The sequence below is a fragment of the Nonomuraea sp. NPDC004702 genome, assembly GCF_053601695.1.
This window is the reverse complement of sequence record NZ_JBSGCE010000081.1, coordinates 1-14,552: the sequence shown is the minus strand read 5'-3', so window position 1 is coordinate 14,552 and position 14,552 is coordinate 1. Positions and strand designations below refer to the sequence as shown.

At 63.8% G+C, this 14,552-nt stretch carries 11 protein-coding genes and 2 pseudogenes; 4 read left to right on the top strand and 9 right to left on the bottom strand.

The window, feature by feature from the left end:
- Positions 1–153: 153 nt before the first annotated feature.
- From ACWEJ6_RS47680 to ACWEJ6_RS47665, 4 genes are all read right to left on the bottom strand, one after another.
- On the bottom strand, positions 154–927 hold the full coding sequence (locus tag ACWEJ6_RS47680) for an AAA family ATPase (RefSeq protein WP_452431989.1): 774 nt from the start codon (positions 925–927) through the stop codon (positions 154–156).
- A gap of 545 nt (positions 928–1,472) precedes the next feature.
- Positions 1,473–1,688, bottom strand: coding sequence for a hypothetical protein (locus ACWEJ6_RS47675; protein ID WP_452431988.1), 216 nt, complete (start codon positions 1,686–1,688; stop codon positions 1,473–1,475).
- Between the two features lie 202 nt (positions 1,689–1,890).
- Positions 1,891–2,637 (bottom strand): SDR family NAD(P)-dependent oxidoreductase, encoded by a 747-nt coding sequence (locus ACWEJ6_RS47670; protein ID WP_452431987.1) that lies wholly within the window; start codon positions 2,635–2,637, stop codon positions 1,891–1,893.
- Positions 2,638–3,894: 1,257 nt separating this feature from the next.
- Positions 3,895–4,800 carry a DMT family transporter gene (locus tag ACWEJ6_RS47665; RefSeq protein WP_452431985.1) on the bottom strand — a complete coding sequence of 302 codons (906 nt, stop codon included), beginning with the start codon at positions 4,798–4,800 and terminating at the stop codon, positions 3,895–3,897.
- 876 nt (positions 4,801–5,676) lie between these two features.
- Here ACWEJ6_RS47665 and ACWEJ6_RS47660 point away from each other — a divergent pair.
- A complete protein-coding gene (locus ACWEJ6_RS47660) occupies positions 5,677–6,477 on the top strand; it encodes a tyrosine-type recombinase/integrase (RefSeq protein ID WP_452431984.1) in 801 nt (266 codons plus the stop codon).
- 268 nt (positions 6,478–6,745) lie between these two features.
- Here ACWEJ6_RS47660 and ACWEJ6_RS47655 read toward each other — a convergent pair whose 3' ends face one another.
- Positions 6,746–7,183 carry a hypothetical protein gene (locus ACWEJ6_RS47655; protein WP_452431983.1) on the bottom strand — a complete coding sequence of 146 codons (438 nt, stop codon included), beginning with the start codon at positions 7,181–7,183 and terminating at the stop codon, positions 6,746–6,748.
- A gap of 520 nt (positions 7,184–7,703) precedes the next feature.
- On the opposite strand from ACWEJ6_RS47655, the pseudogene ACWEJ6_RS47650 reads away from it, so the two are divergent.
- The 3 genes and pseudogenes from ACWEJ6_RS47650 to ACWEJ6_RS47640 form a co-directional block, all read left to right on the top strand.
- Positions 7,704–8,401: pseudogene (locus ACWEJ6_RS47650) on the top strand (transposase family protein); the annotation flags it as partial.
- Between the two features lie 56 nt (positions 8,402–8,457).
- Positions 8,458–8,625 (top strand): annotated as a pseudogene (locus ACWEJ6_RS47645) (IS30 family transposase); the annotation flags it as partial.
- The gene (locus ACWEJ6_RS47640; protein ID WP_452432007.1) at positions 8,559–8,735 is read left to right on the top strand and encodes an IS3 family transposase; all 177 of its coding nucleotides are present in this window, start codon (positions 8,559–8,561) and stop codon (positions 8,733–8,735) included. The pseudogene ACWEJ6_RS47645 and the gene ACWEJ6_RS47640, both read left to right, overlap by 67 nt.
- Before the next feature lie 1,095 nt (positions 8,736–9,830).
- Here ACWEJ6_RS47640 and ACWEJ6_RS47635 read toward each other — a convergent pair.
- The 4 genes from ACWEJ6_RS47635 to ACWEJ6_RS47620 all read right to left on the bottom strand — a co-directional run.
- Positions 9,831–10,205, bottom strand: a complete 375-nt coding sequence (locus ACWEJ6_RS47635; RefSeq protein ID WP_452432006.1) for an N-acetyltransferase family protein — start codon at positions 10,203–10,205, stop codon at positions 9,831–9,833.
- A gap of 1,299 nt (positions 10,206–11,504) precedes the next feature.
- Positions 11,505–12,227 carry a 5-formyltetrahydrofolate cyclo-ligase gene (locus ACWEJ6_RS47630; RefSeq protein WP_452431982.1) on the bottom strand — a complete coding sequence of 241 codons (723 nt, stop codon included), beginning with the start codon at positions 12,225–12,227 and terminating at the stop codon, positions 11,505–11,507.
- Positions 12,228–13,351: 1,124 nt separating this feature from the next.
- Positions 13,352–13,693, bottom strand: a complete 342-nt coding sequence (locus ACWEJ6_RS47625; protein ID WP_452431981.1) for a histone-like nucleoid-structuring protein Lsr2 — start codon at positions 13,691–13,693, stop codon at positions 13,352–13,354.
- A 566-nt stretch (positions 13,694–14,259) separates the two neighbouring features.
- Positions 14,260–14,552 (bottom strand): hypothetical protein (locus ACWEJ6_RS47620; protein WP_452431980.1); only part of this gene is annotated, 293 nt, incomplete at its 5' end.

Genomic DNA, 14,552 nt, shown 5'->3' with positions numbered 1-14,552 from the left:
AGACGATCTCCCTAGTGGTCGGAGACCCAGGTGTCTATGATCGCCAGTTTCAGAGGACGAGAGCAGGTGTGTCCTGTCCCGGAGCATGGTTTGGCGGCGACTCTCAAGACGTCGGTGATGCCTTTGAAGCCCGTGATCGGTGGAGCCGGGGGCTCAGGGCCGGTTCCGACCCTGGATTTCCTTCAGCGCCTCGCGGGCTTGGCTGGCGAGATTGATTGCGGCGCCGAACCGGTTGTCGATGGTGATGTGGGCGGTGGAGGGGCTGGTGTCGGTGTTGAGGGTGCTCACGTACACATCCCAGTTCTGAAGCTTCCAGGCGTCGCGAGGGTCGTCGCGGAGTTCAATGTGCCGGCGCATGGATTGGGCATCGCAGCGCATCCACACCGCCGTTACTTCGATGCCCCTGGCCACACAGCTATTGGTCAGGTGGGCTATCCAGTCGCGATCGGCCAGCTCGGTGATGAACGGGGCCGAAAGGATCGCTGAGGTCCCCGCGTCCAGAACGTCGAAGGCGGTCTCCATCAGGCAGTGGTACTCCAGCGGCCGGACCTCGCGTAGGTACAGCTCGGTGTGCCGGTCGTGGGAGCCGCCACCGAGAGATACAAGCAGGCGCTCAATCAGAGGGCGAGTCAAGGTGTCTTTATCGAGGAGGGCCCAGCCAGTGACAGTGGAAAGGAATCGGGAGAACTCGGTCTTGCCCGATCCCGCGTAGCCGGCGATGAGAGTGAGGGTGAGCTTCGAGTCGCCTCGGCCTTGGTGACGCCGCCACGCGCCCATGACGCCGTTGAGGAGAGTGCGGGCCTCGGCATTGGCTGGGTGGTCTATTACTTCGCGCAGGACACGTTGGAGGACCTCGTCGGCTAGATCGTCGCTCGGAGGGGCAGGAAGCTTACGTAGGTCTGGGACGCGTTCTTCGGATACGGCCATTTCACCTGAGGGCGGTAGACGGAAACGGAGGAGGGGCGTCGCTAGTATGGTCCCTCGGCCGCAGCTGCTTCAGCTGATGAGCGGACTGTTGCCTTGCGGGTAGTGGATGATTCGCAGCCGCCTGGCGCGGTGCGCGCTGGCGAGGGCGAGGGCGAGGGCGAGGACAATGTCCTTCAGGCGGCGGAGACCGGAATACCCCCACATGCGCGCGGCCGACACTTGTTCACCTGCGGTTTCCCGGCGGTTCCTGCTGATCTCCTTCAGTCGTACGACGCGTTGCTGTATCACCTGACTGGCCCCTCCTCTGAGGACTTCACCTGCTAACACAGCCGAGCAGTCCAAGGAGATCGCGATGTGTCGGCCAGCTCTGTCATGTCGGTGACGCTGTCTAAACTTGGTCTTTATCGTCCGGGTTGTTGCAGTGTTGTCAGGGGCGATGGGCATGCTCGGTTCGGGGGAGGCCGGTTGGGCCAGGGCGGCACGCGGGTTCCGAAACCGCGCCGGACCTGGGCGGGAGTGAGCTGCCCCCGAGGCAGCGGGTTTTCTCACGGGCGACGCGGGTCCTCGGCCCGCCGGCGGCCAGGGCGCAGCTGGGTGTGGACGATGATGACCGGCCAGATCCCGAGGTCGGCGGCTTGGGCGGCGCGTGACTTAGGTCGGGGCCGGCCGAGGGGATGTTGCCACCAGGCCAGCTGCTCCAGCTCGGACGCTTCCAGCGTTTCACGCCCGTCGTCGTTGTCCTGCGTGGCGAGCCGATCCATTCGCATCCAATCGTGCGGCGTGTACGGGCCGAACCCCAGATTCCGCGCCACCTGAGCGACGGGGTTGCCTGTTGCCTTGCACGATACGCTCCACGCCCGCCCGGAACTCCGGATCAAAGAGTAGCCGCGTGACTTCTGCTACGACCAGACCTTCCCGGTTCGGTCTCCACGCTAGGTAAGGAAGCGCACTTCCCCCTTCAAGTCAGTCGCGGCCAAGCGTGAAGCCCGCATCGGCGTTGATGATTGTTCCGGTCAAGAAGGGAGCCTTGGCGAGGAACACGAACGCCTGGGCGATCTCGTCGGGTGTGATGAAGCGCTTCAGCGGGATCATCTCCCACCACTGCCGCTTCTGGGCGTCCGTAACCCGGTCCTTGTAAGAGGTCGCCACGAATCCGGGGCCCACGGCGTTGACAGTGATCGATGGAGCGAGCTGTTTCGCTAGAGTGCGTGTGAGATTGTTCACTGCCGCTTTAGCAGCGGAGTAGGCCATGATCGCCTCTCTGCCGTTCGCGTCGAATCCACGGATGGAAGAGGTGTTCACGATCGCGCCTGCGCGATCCTCCATCGACTGGGCGGCGCGTTTAGAGCAGAGGACCGTTGACATAAGATTCACGTCTATCATGTGGCGCCAATGGTCTGTCGTCGATTCGGTGAATTCCATGGCCTCGGTGAGACCTGCGTTATTCACCAGAATGTCGACTGGACCGACGGTCGACTCGATTATGGTGAACAGGTTCTCAACCTCAGCCGCGACGCTGACGTCGGCACCTACGTACATCGCTTCGCCCCCGGACCGCGCGATCTCCTGTACAAGATGCTCTCCTCCGGCACGGTCCGAACGCGAGTTGACGACGACTCGGGCATTCTCGTGAGCGAAAGCCGATACGACGGCCCGACCGATGCCGCGGGAAGACCCCGTTACGAGCACGACTTTACTGGTCAGCAGCACTTGAGCTCCTCTTGGTTCGGTGCTGGTAAACAGCGGCGGTCGAATCGATGATTACGCAGCTTCGGAAGAGTGTGTCTTATCGGCGACTCCCCTTGATCGCGAGTGAGCCTGCGGCTAAGCATCGAAGCCCCACCAGCAGTAGCCCGTCACCTCGTTCGCAGAAGGATCCACCCGATCATTAATTCTCGGAGTGACTTGAGGAAAGATAATAGCCTCCGTTGCCTGTGGCTGGACAGGGGAATCGCCTGTTAGACGGCCGGTATCGTCTAGCCTGCTGGCCGTGGGAGATCCTGATGGCTGATCCTCGGTAGGCTACGCGCCTTGCGACTCATGGATCGATCCACCATTTGCAGAGCTCGCGGTCCACGGAGCCGTGAGCTCTCTTGTCCTACTGTCGCAACTCACGGGCGGTGGCTGGTGGTGATGGGCCCTGTTAGCCTGCGGCGAGGCCCGCACCTAGCAGCTGAGCCGGGCTGGAAGGCGCGATATCAGTCCTGTACAGGGGTGGCCTGCCAAGGGGGTCGAAAGGGCGCGATGATCAGGACTGAGCTCTTCATCTTAACTCCATGTGTGCTGCGTTCCCCGAAGGCAAAGACGAACCGTCGGCGTAGCTGCCGTCATGGCGGTGGTGGATGTCCCCGAATTCAAGATTTCGTCTGGGCGTTGAGTCGGGCCGTGGCGCTCTGTGTGACATAGTCGATGTCGGAGGGGCCGACGAAACACCGTCCAGCGATGGCACGCCGTCGGAAGATACGCCACCAGGCCTCCCGCAGCCTAAGCTTGGCAGATGCCAATCGGGTTGAAGCCTGCTAGAGCCCGGGATGGCCGGGCCAGCCATTTCCGGGTGGCGTAGCTTTGCGGCAGGATGAATTGTCGGTGATGAAGAAGATGGCACCAGGTGCCAGGGACGGCAGTTTCGATCACGACGAGGAACCGCTGATAGTAGCGGCTACCGCGGGACGGCGAGGTCATGGTGACCGCGGCCCCGTCAGCGATGCGCCCACCTGCTTATGTCCAGGACTACTCTCGCGACCGCGAGAGTAGTCCAGCGGCGCCTTGATCCGGTGCCTGTCTGGCGACCAGCCGGATGCGGGTGACAAGACCTCGCACGGCGCGCCGCCAAAGAGAGTCGACGCAACGTCATGACGTTCCCAACTCTCATCGGTCACGAGCTCCACCTGCCCGCTGCCCCGCTGCCTCCGCGTGCCGATCTTTGGTCAGCGTTCTCCGACGATGCGCTCTTCTCACGCAGCGGGTTCACTTCTGGGTCTCCTTTGTGCGCTGAGGCACCAAGCGCGTTACGGCCACTCCAAGTAGAACGATGGCTGTGCCACCGAGCGATGGTCCGGTAATCTCTTCGCCGAGAGCGGCCCAGCCGAGGAAAATGGCTACCACGGGAAGTAAATAGGTCACAGTCGATGCAAGGACTGGTCCATCATCACGGATGATCTGGTAGTTTAACACGTAAGCGATGCCGGTGCCGAGGACACCCAGCACGAAGATGGCCACAATCACGCTTGCGTGAGGCGTTATCGGTTCGAGTCCGCCGAAAGGCAGTGCGAAGAATGTCAGCCCAGACGCGGCAATGAGCTGGCCTGCGGACAGGACGATCGGCTGCTCATTCTCGCTACTAAGAAACCTGGCCATGTAGACATAGCTTATGGCATAAGATATCGCAGCAGCCAAGCAGATTAGACCTCCCCAACTCGCCAACGCGCCGTCGCTTTCCCAAGGGGAAAAGATCAGCAGCGCTCCGACAAAGCCGATTGCAAGGCCGGTGACTCTGGCCGCTGTTACAGACGTGTCTTGTCGACTAATAAACGCGGCAACTAAAGTCCACAACGGTGTGGTCGCGTTGATGGCGCCCGCAACTGATGACGACACCGTTTGCTCTGCGATGGTGAACAGCAAATACGGTGCCGAGTTGGCGAATAAGGCGGCTACGATGAGGTGCGTCCAGAGCGCTTTCCCGCGAGGAAGACGCAGGCCCTTGCCGTGAAGTATGGCAGCTAGAAAGCCCGCGCCTAGTACGAGGCGTGCCAGTGTGACTTGTGTGGGGGACAAGCCGTAGATCGCTAGTTTGATCCAGAGGAACCCGGAGCCCCACAGCAACGCGAGGACACCTATCCGGAGGGCGGGGCCGACATGGCTGAGCGTCTTCATTCCGCTCGGCCCTCGTGCTGCGGAAGGGACAGGTCGGTCCGCAGGACGAACCTGCTCACCCCGTACGTCCGTCCGTTCGCGGTGAGGGTCGTGCGGAAGGTGCCGATCACCAGCACATCCAGTGGAACGCAGAGGCCTCGGGGGGGCGAGTCATACGGGCGCTGCTTTCTTCTCGCTGGTGGGTCATCGTGTACTCCTTGTCCTCGATAATCCGTGAATGCCAAGCTGGTGAAGATGCCTCCACCTGCAGAAATAGGGTCGCCTTTGGCGGCGGTCCTTGGGATGTACGTCGTGATGTGTTGAATGGGATCACCGTACGCCCAGAACACAGTCTCTCGCCGCAGAACGGACACTAGGCTTGATCCGGTGCGACGGACATCCGATATCACGGGTTCGCCCCCGGGATGTCAATGACGGAACGCATGGGGAGGAGAAGCCGAGTGTTCACTGCTAGTTAACGCCGGAATTCCAGGCCGAGATCGTCGGGCTGTGCCGACGCAATGAGCCCCTTCATCCTCCTTGCCCGGCTCTCCAGAGAAGGACTGATGGCGCATCTACCGACCCGGCTCGGCTGCCAGAGGTCTGGGCCAGGCCCCAGGCCATGGGGTCCATCTTCGCCAGCCACCGGTCCTGGCCTGTGGCAATAGGATAAAAAGGCTCAATCTGATCACGGGTTCTCCCGTGTCGCCGTGGGCATAACTGCCCAGCCGGAGCAGCCACCCCCGAAGGACGCCGCGTGCAAGCACCAGCGCTATCGCCACGGCTGCAAGGACCCGCACGCCTGCGGCAAGCGACTGCATCGGTATCCGTGCCCGAAGAACCGCCCCAAGGCCAAGCGCACCTCCGGCCACAAGCACGTATGCAACAAGGATCTTCGTGAAGCCCAAGGGCCAGAGCAAGCGAATCGCCGTGATCCCGCCCCCGCTGATCCCACTCCACAAGCTCCACCAGAAGGCCAACAGGCCGAGAAGGAAGCAGCGGGGGAGCGGTGGCAGGACTATGACCTCGTCTGGTGCCACCCGGACGGACCCCATCGGCGCCGGCCAGGACTGGGACGGATGGAAAGAACTCCTCCGTCTCGCCGAGGTCGAGAAAGACGCCCGAGTCCGTGACGCCCGCCACACCGCCGCGACGCTCCTCATAAAGCAAGGCGTGGACATCAGCGTCGTTCAGGAAATCCTCGGCCACTCACAACTGACCACGACCGAGCCCTTCACCCACATCACGGCGACACTCTCGACCGAAGCCGCAGCCCGCATGGCAGGGCACTTCGGGGATAACCGCAACTCGAAATGCAACCGGGCGGGCTTCCAGATCGTGGAGATCGGGGAGTCCGCCCAGGTCGTTGAGGTAGGGCGCCCGGGGCTCGAACCCGGAACCTACGGATTAAAGTCACCAGCGATCCGTGTCGAGTGGTGTCGGGATTTCCGTCCCGGAGCGGGGGTGCGTGATACTGCCGGTCTCCCTACGGTCTCCCATCAAGATCGGGAGACCGTGCTGTTCACCTACCGTCGGCCGGCCAGTTCTCGCACGGGCATCGACTCGATCAGGATTGGCCGGACCCCGAACCGCTCAGCCCACCGGCCCGCCGACTCCCGCGCCCATGTGGTCCGATCACCAGCTAAGACAGGGCAGCTTCGGCCGCCGTCCTCACTGCGGAGAATGAGATCGATTTGATCAGTCGATCAGGGAACTCGCACCCTTCACCGTCTAAGGGCCCTCTTGAGCTGCGCGACAACGGCCTCGATATCGGTGAGGTCGTTGTAGGCGTGGGTGGCGATTCGCAGAATGCATTCGCCGTCGGCACCCGGCCCGACCCAGGCACGGATCCCCGCCTGGTCCATCAGCTCCCTGACTTAGGCCACAGGGTCCATCATCGCCAGCCGCGCCTCCTGACGTGCGGAAATAGGATGAAAAGGGCTCAGTGGATTGATGACCATCGCGTTCAACCCCTGGTTTTCCGGGGTGTGGGAGTGGCGTCCAGGATGAGTTTCGGCGCGATCAGCTTCATCAGAGCCATTACATCGGCAGCGTTATCCCGTCCCTTGACCCCATGCACGAGTTCCACGATCACCTCGTCCAGGCCGTGTACCAGGATGGCGGCCGCATGGGGATCGTCACCAGTGCCGACCTGTCCGTAGTAGCCGACCGCGCCGGGGACAATCTCTGGTAGGCGCCGGGCCCCTTGTTTGACCTCGGCCTCAACTTCCTCCTTTGAGCCTGCCGGGGAGAGGGAAACCTGCAGCACCTTTGGCTTGTTCCCTGTCGGTTCGTAGACGTAGCACCCTCCCATGCCGTAGTTCTTCCCATCCAGCCTCTTGCCCACCGTCATATCGAATTTACCGCTGACGATAGGGTCTTGAATTCCTGTCACCAGGCGCACCGCCTGGAGTGGAATATGATCGCAGACGTACGGGGGCGCTGCCACGGACGGAAGAGACGTTCTGTCAACTGGAGGACGCTGGTCTTGTTGACATGCGGCTAGTAGGAATAGCGCGCTGAATATAGCCGCTGGAAAGAATCGCTGGATTATCATTATTCAAACTCCGAATTCCCGTCGTCTAAGCCATCCTCCGCCGACTCGGACATGGGTTTCCATTGCTTTCCCGCGAGACCTTGATAAAGCCATCGGTCGTAGGCGTCAAGCCGCGGCTGGGTAACGTCTTCGTAGCGCGCCATCTCCTCCAGGGGCGTCAGCGACTCCCCGTCGTCCTTGAGGAAGTTCTTTGGCGGCTGGCGAGGATCTTCGCCAGGCTTGAGCCCTTCGAGTGAGCCGTTTTCATCCCGTGCGGTGGGTTGCTGATCACAGCATGATCGCGAGGGCGACGTTCGCCTGATGACACGACGAAACCCCTGGTAGACGGGTTGATCACCACAATCACGTCCACCACCAGGGGCCTCAGATGCAGTTCTACCGCGCTGCCGTCGATTTGTCGCGCCGAACCCTGAACTACGTCGCCAGGCCTCATCCGCCGTCACCGCAAGTTCATCGGATCGACCTGGCGACTGCTCACCCCCGGACAACAGGCCCTGCTTGTCCTGGTCTACCTGCGCGAAGGCGAGACGTTCCCCGAACTCGGAGCCGGGTTCGGGATCTCCACCCGCGACGGCCTGGCGGCATGTGGAGAAGACAGTGACGCCGCTGTCGGCACGCTCGCCCAAACTTGGACAGGCGCCGCGCCGGGCCGAACAGGACGGGCCGCACTACCCGCTGCTGGACGGCACCCTCATCCCGATCGACCGGATCGCCGCCGACCGGCCCTACTTCTCCGGCGAGCAACGCGTACGCGGCATGAACATCCAGGTCATCGCCTCGCAGAACGGGACGATCCTGTGGCCTCCGGCGCGCTGCCGGGCAAGGCCCACGACCTGAGCGCCGCCCGCATCTGGGGCATCCCGCATGGCCCGCATCCCGTACACGGGCAAGAACAAGCCCGAGTCGCAGAAGCAGGCCAACCGCGCCCACGCCAGGCTGCGCGGCCCAGGCGAGCGCGCCAACGCCCAGCTGAAGAGCTGGAAGATCCTCCGGAAGCTACGTTGCAGCCCGTACAAGGCCGGCCACCTGTGCAAGGCCATCGCCGTCCTGCGAAATGACCGAGCCGCACAGAGTGGATTCAATCGGTGCTCGCAACACTTCGTCGTTGGAGGTGTTGGTGCATGGGTCCGGGAAAGAAGCAGCAGGCAGTCCGGTTGTATCGCGGTCAGATCCCCTCGCCAGGACGGCCGACTGTCGCCTGGCGTCAGGACCGTGTCCGGTTCTGGCGAGCGATCGCTCGAGGGGCGAGCTCCTCGACCGGCAGCGCTGGAACACTCGGATCGAGCTGGCGGCCGCGATCTTCGAGTACCTGGAGATCTGGCACAATCGGCAACGACGGCACAGCGGCCTGGGCATGCTCAACCCGATACAGTTCGAGAACGCGTCCACCGTGGCATGACAATCCAGAAACGCGACTCCATCGAACCCAGGGCACATCAAAGTCTCCGCCGACCCCGGGACGATTCCCACTGCGGTGCTCCTACGTCGTACGTGGCGGTAGGTCTGAACGTCCAGCGCTACGCAGGTCGACTTCGTAGGGCCCGTCATTGGTTTGTAGGAGTGTCGAGGGAGAGCCCCGTCAAGGCGGGGCAGACGGTGAGCAGATGAGGCCGGGACTGGATCCTTGTCAGCCGGCGTTAGATGATCCGGACGAGTTCAGGCAAGTCGGCGAGGGCGACGTCGGCCAGGGCCCGGCGAAGTAGAGACCATACGCCCTCGACGGGTTCAACATGAGCGCGATATGGCGGCAACCGGACGACGCGCAGCCGATTGGCGCGCTGGGCGGCGACTCGACAAGCAGGCCGGTCAGGCGCTCATTCAGGTTGTCCCTGCACCAGACCAGCGGCGTGTCGGGGTGCTGGCGGACGGCCACGATAAGGTCCCGGTGGTCCGTCCAAGACGACGGCTTGGGGCTCGCTCTCGCGCCCGCGGTGGTCCTGGAGCCGGTAGAGCGGGTGCGGTCGCTCGCGGTCTCGGTAGGCCACGGGACCGGCCATTTCGCCCCTTCACGAGCCCCTGCCATGTACTGTCACCACCGGCCTGTCCTCGACCGGCACCCAGGGGCGTCCCTTCGGCGGCCTCGGCCCTTGCCCGGCCTCGTGCTCGAACACACGTAGGCGCCCGAGTCCGCCGCGGTGCTTTCATGCCCGGCCTCACCTCACCTGCTCTCTCCAGGTGGTGATGGCCTCTTCGTCCGCTCCAGGACGCGCCGCGCCGGGACGGGACTGACCATCCGTGGAGATCCAGCGGCTTGCCCATGTCCGCGAGGGCGCAGCTGATGTGCCCCAGCCAGCCGATCAGTGCCTTGACCCGTCCCAGGGTCCAGCATCGGATCTCGCCGCATCCCGAGGCCGGGGGCCGCGCCGCGACTCGGCCTCCAGCCGCTCCCACTGCTGGGCCGGCAGCTACTCTTTCGACACCAGCCCCTGGGACAGCAGTGCTCGATTGAGCCGTTTCAAGCCCCGTAACCCGCTCTCCTAAGCAGGATTGATATTTAGAGGTGTCGGACAAAGCGGAGTTGCCGGGTGTTGGCTCCGTAGACTTCTGCCTGGCGGGCTTCGCCGGTTGATATCCAGCCATCGCGGTCCTTGAAGCTGCGGGACGGCTCATTGCCTTCGAGGACCCAGAGCTCCGCTCGGTCGTGGCCGAGGGGACGTAGGGCGGTTCGGCAGGCGATCATGAGGACAGTGCCGATGCCTTTTCCGTGGGGGCCGGGGTCTGCATGAATGGCGTACAGTTCGCTGGCGCTGACGTAAGCGAACCCGACCAGCTCGCCTCCTGCTCCGTCGGCCAGCAGGAGCCGGTGGGTGCTGGTCTCTCCGGCGTACCGTGCCGCCCATCTCGGTCTGGGTTGCGGGGTGGATCGCATCGAGGAGCTCATCGGTGATACTTCCGCGGTACGTGTGCTGGCGGCTACAGACGTGCAGCGCGCCGACGTCAGGGAGGACAGATGCGCCTCCATCGCGGATGATCATGGTGGGGGCCCATCGAAATAGATGACCCTGTCGGGCGCCTTTGGCCCGTCACCTGGGCCTGTGGTGGCGGTGCCTGGAGTGCCCAGCGGTCAGAATGGCCGCTGCGCGACGTTCATCAAGGTGGAGAGCGAGTCCCGGTCGGGCGTGGTGTCATCACTTTCGGGTGCCAGTGTTCGCCAGGACATGGTGGCGATCTCCCGGACGAGGGAGTTGACGGCCCCAGCGAGAGCTGGTCGCCGGAAGCGGATTGTCCGAATGGTGACCGACGGCATGGCGAGCTTGTTGACGGTCTCCTCCAGGCCGGGGATGGGCGGAGACCATGACGCTGGAGGAGCAGGGGCGAGTTGGTGGAGCTGACAGTGACGCCACTGGGCGGTGGCCATCAGGCGAGAGCGGCGGTGATGATGCCGCGCGTGCGGCCGGTGACGATCTTGCTCGAGGGGTAGCCGTGGCTGTCAACCGGGACGTGGAGGAAGTTTTAGCACCTTGGGTGTCGATGATGCGGGTCGGATCGGGATCGAGTCCTTGGCTAGACGGCTGGGCGAGGATGCCGTCGCGTTGCCTGTGTGTTGATCCCCGGGACGAGTAGTGATGAGGGAGCCGTAGACGCTCCGGGGCGAGCGTTCGGGCGGTAGGTAGCGTCGGCGATGCCGACGCGGTCAACGCCGATGATGGCCTTCGGGGTCGCGCAAACCTGCTCGCGCGGGGACGCCCAATGGGTGCAGGCTCTGTGCGCGGTGTTCGGCGCGCAGGCCCTCGGGAAGTGCTCGATGAGCTCCCGCCGGGCGCGCTGGACAAGTCGACAACGTCCGTCGCTGCTCGGCCACCTTTCTGCGGCATCGCGTCCCTCGTCCCATGCCGAGCTTCTCTCGCGCTGTCCGCTACCGATGGTGACACACTCGGGCGTTTGGGAGGAGGCGGTCTTGGGCGGGTTAGCCTCTCCGGGGCCCTCCGGCGGCCGCCGTCGAATCCACATCCCCCCCTCGCCAGTGACGGGTTGCGGTGACTCGAGGGACCGGAAGGTGAAGGCGACCCGCTACTTGGGATAGCGAAGCTGACGGTGAACAGCTTGCCCGCTCGTGACGAGCCCACTCAGCGCGCTCACGCTGACTCGTATCCCCATCCTCACCTCCCCGACCCCCCACCGGGGACGGGATCGTCACGTACGTGGATCAAAGCGAGATCGGCCCCGCCTATCGGCCGTCCTTCTTGGCCCGAGCAGCGAGGACCGGGATCGCGGCGATCCTCTCAGCGGGCATGCTGGACCAGATCAGTCCGCTGGGGCGCCGAGATCGCGGGCAGGCGATGATCTCCTTCTCAGTGACGATGAGGTCAACCCGAAAATCGTGGTCGGTCTCGGGAAGCGGTCCGGTGAGCACCTGAAGCGAGTGCACAGTCGTGACGATGACGGTGTCAGGGGTGACCAAGCCATCTTCGATCAGGAGAGCCACTTCGATATCGGAGTAGCCGGCACCCTTGCCGAGGCGTACGCCCTGCCGGTTGACCGCGACGGTCCCACAGACAACAAGATCAATCGAGCGCATGCGCTCTGTGCCCACCCGAGGACTCCTCGCTGCGGCGACGTCGCTGGATGCGACTTGGTCGGGAGCGAGCGTCGAGTGAGCGGGGTCGATGAGGTAGAACGGCTCGACGGTGGCGATCTTCGGGACTGCCATGTAAAGGATCTTGCCCGCGGCCAGCGCGCGGGCACGAACAGGTAACTGAGCCGCGTCGGGATTGGCCATCACAGCATGCGCTCGCTCCCACGCGCCTGTCGTGGCGAGCAGTTCTGCCGCCTTGTTGGCGCCGACGAAAGAGGGGATGTGACCGCGCGCGTCCGAGGCGGATATCTCCGCGTCGATCAGAGCCGACCAGATGCGTTCTCGGACGGCGTTCTTGTCATCGTCCAGACCCATACCGCTATCTCATCACAGCGTCATCACCGCGCGCTGCCACGGACGCTCTGTGCTGGTCATGCTGGCGCCACTGCCACCAGGCCACGGCTCGGCACTGCCACTACCAGCGCAGATCCGCACCGTGATTGATCGCGAAGTGTCACGGGAATTAAGGTGAGCTGGGCGTGTGCCGCCCCATGGGTCTCCTTCGCACCGCAGAAGGCTCTCGTGACCGCCGACGCGGCAGTGGAATGGCCATCCCTTGAGAACGTGGAGACGGGTTCCGCGCCACAGCGATCCTTCGCAGGGCCCACGAGCCTTGCCTCTTCCCGATCATGTACCGTTCGAAGGTGATGGGCAGCTGGCCGCCGTCGGCGCTGTGTCGCCCGGTGGTGCGCGGAAGCCAGTAATCTAAGTGGTGATTTTCAGGCGGGCCTCGGCGCAGGCGCGGAACCGGGTGATGTACATCCACTCGGCCTTGAGCGTGCCCTCGCACGCCTCAGCAGCAGCCATGGGCGGCCTTTCCGCTGGGCAACCCTCTGGCCCCAAGGCGAGCACAAGAGGCGGCGTGGGGCTCTGGTCGAGCGCATGCCGCGCATGCGTCCGGCCCAAGAATTGAGGCGGGCTGCGCTGGAGGGAGAAGGATCTGCCCCACCGGCCTGAGGGGCGGCCGGTGCTGACCGCTGAGGAGTAGCGGCGAGAGGCTCATGGCGCAGGTAAAGCCAGGTCGCGCGGATGCTGATCACGTGGGGCTTCTCCAATTGGTCATCACGCTTTGGAGGTACAGGCGCTGTATCTGCTTCCGAGCGTGAAACTGGAGAGTTCCGCACGTCGAACGAGGGAAGGGCGACGTGGCCTCGTCCTCGTCTCATCGCGCTTGATCCGTCCCCTGCACGAGCGATGCGGTGGCCTCCGCCAGATCACGACTGCGGGGCCACCGTATCGTGGGCCTCAACCCGGCGTCAGCGGAGGCGGACAGGGGACCAGCCCGCCCCGAAAACGGTGTGAGATCCGCGATGGAGTGAACGACTCACGTTCGACGCCTCGCATGGAGCCGCAGACGTTCGTCTGAGCGGGGCCCGGCAGCGCAGGAGGAGGATGCGATCAGTGAAAACGCGCACCCTCCGGTCCTGGTCGTGGAGCGCTTAGTGAGCTTCCTCGTACTTCTCCACAACGGTGGAGGCGATTCGGCCTCGCTCGCTGACGGGGAGGCCCCGCGACTTGGCCCACTGCCGGATCTCGGCGGACTTCTCACGGGTGAGAGTACGGCTACCGCCGCCGGCTACACCACGGCCGCGGATCTGGCGCTCGCCCCGCACCGCCCGCGCCTTGGTGATGAAGGGTGCCAGGGCCTTCTCCAACTTGTCCCGGTTGGGCCCGGAGAGATCGATCTCGTAATTCCTCCCGTCGAGAGCGAATCTCGTGGTGCGCTCGGCGGGACCGCCATCGATGTCGTCTAGCAACATCTCTTGAATCCGCTTGGCCATGCTGGGCTCCAATTCATCGTCAACGAGTTGTCGGTACTGTAGCGCTGCCTGGAAGGTGGTCAAGTCAACTTGGGTTTTACAGTAAATTTTCTGTTCCCACTGGGGACGGACAGCCCTCCGTGAGCAGCGGCCCGTCATGCTGGCAGCGATCGGCCTGGTATATGCCCCGGTCGCGGGATGATAATCAGGAGAGGGGCCAGTCGCGGGATCGATGACGACGATGTTGACCAGCTCACCGTCTCCGAAACCGAAAGACCCTCCGTGACACCAGCGCCGGGCGAGATTTGCAACTGGATGCAATAGTACTCCACTTAGCTGAGAGAATCCCGTAAGGAGGTCACCGCACTTACCCGAGCCACTCGCCTTCATCACGCTTGGCTGCGGTATGGCCTCTACCTTGAGCGGCTGCGGCCTCGACCTGACTCGGGACTGGGGTTCGACTGCGGGCGCCCGTGCCGGACGACCTTGCCCACAGACTCGGACGCGATGGGTACCCTTCAACTCCGCTCACGACTTGTGAGGATAATTGGCCAGCATGAGCGATTCCTCGACAGGTACGGCATCATTCACAAGACCGGTTCAGACGAATTGGTAGGTGCGGCCACACCCCTGCCACTGCTCAAGCGGTAGCGCTTCACCAGGCCGCGCTCCTGGGCGGCAGCACCGACGTGGTTACATATGTCGTCGACTTCGATGTTCTGCTGCAACTTGCCACTTCTCGCACCCGCGTCCCCGCCCGCTTCGGCGGCCCGCCCCGCCGTGGAGACCGTCTGAACCGGCTCTCGACGCGGCCGGGGCCCATCTGCCAGCATGTGCCGGATCATCCCCCCGGGCCGCGGCCACCTGGCGTCGCCGTGCC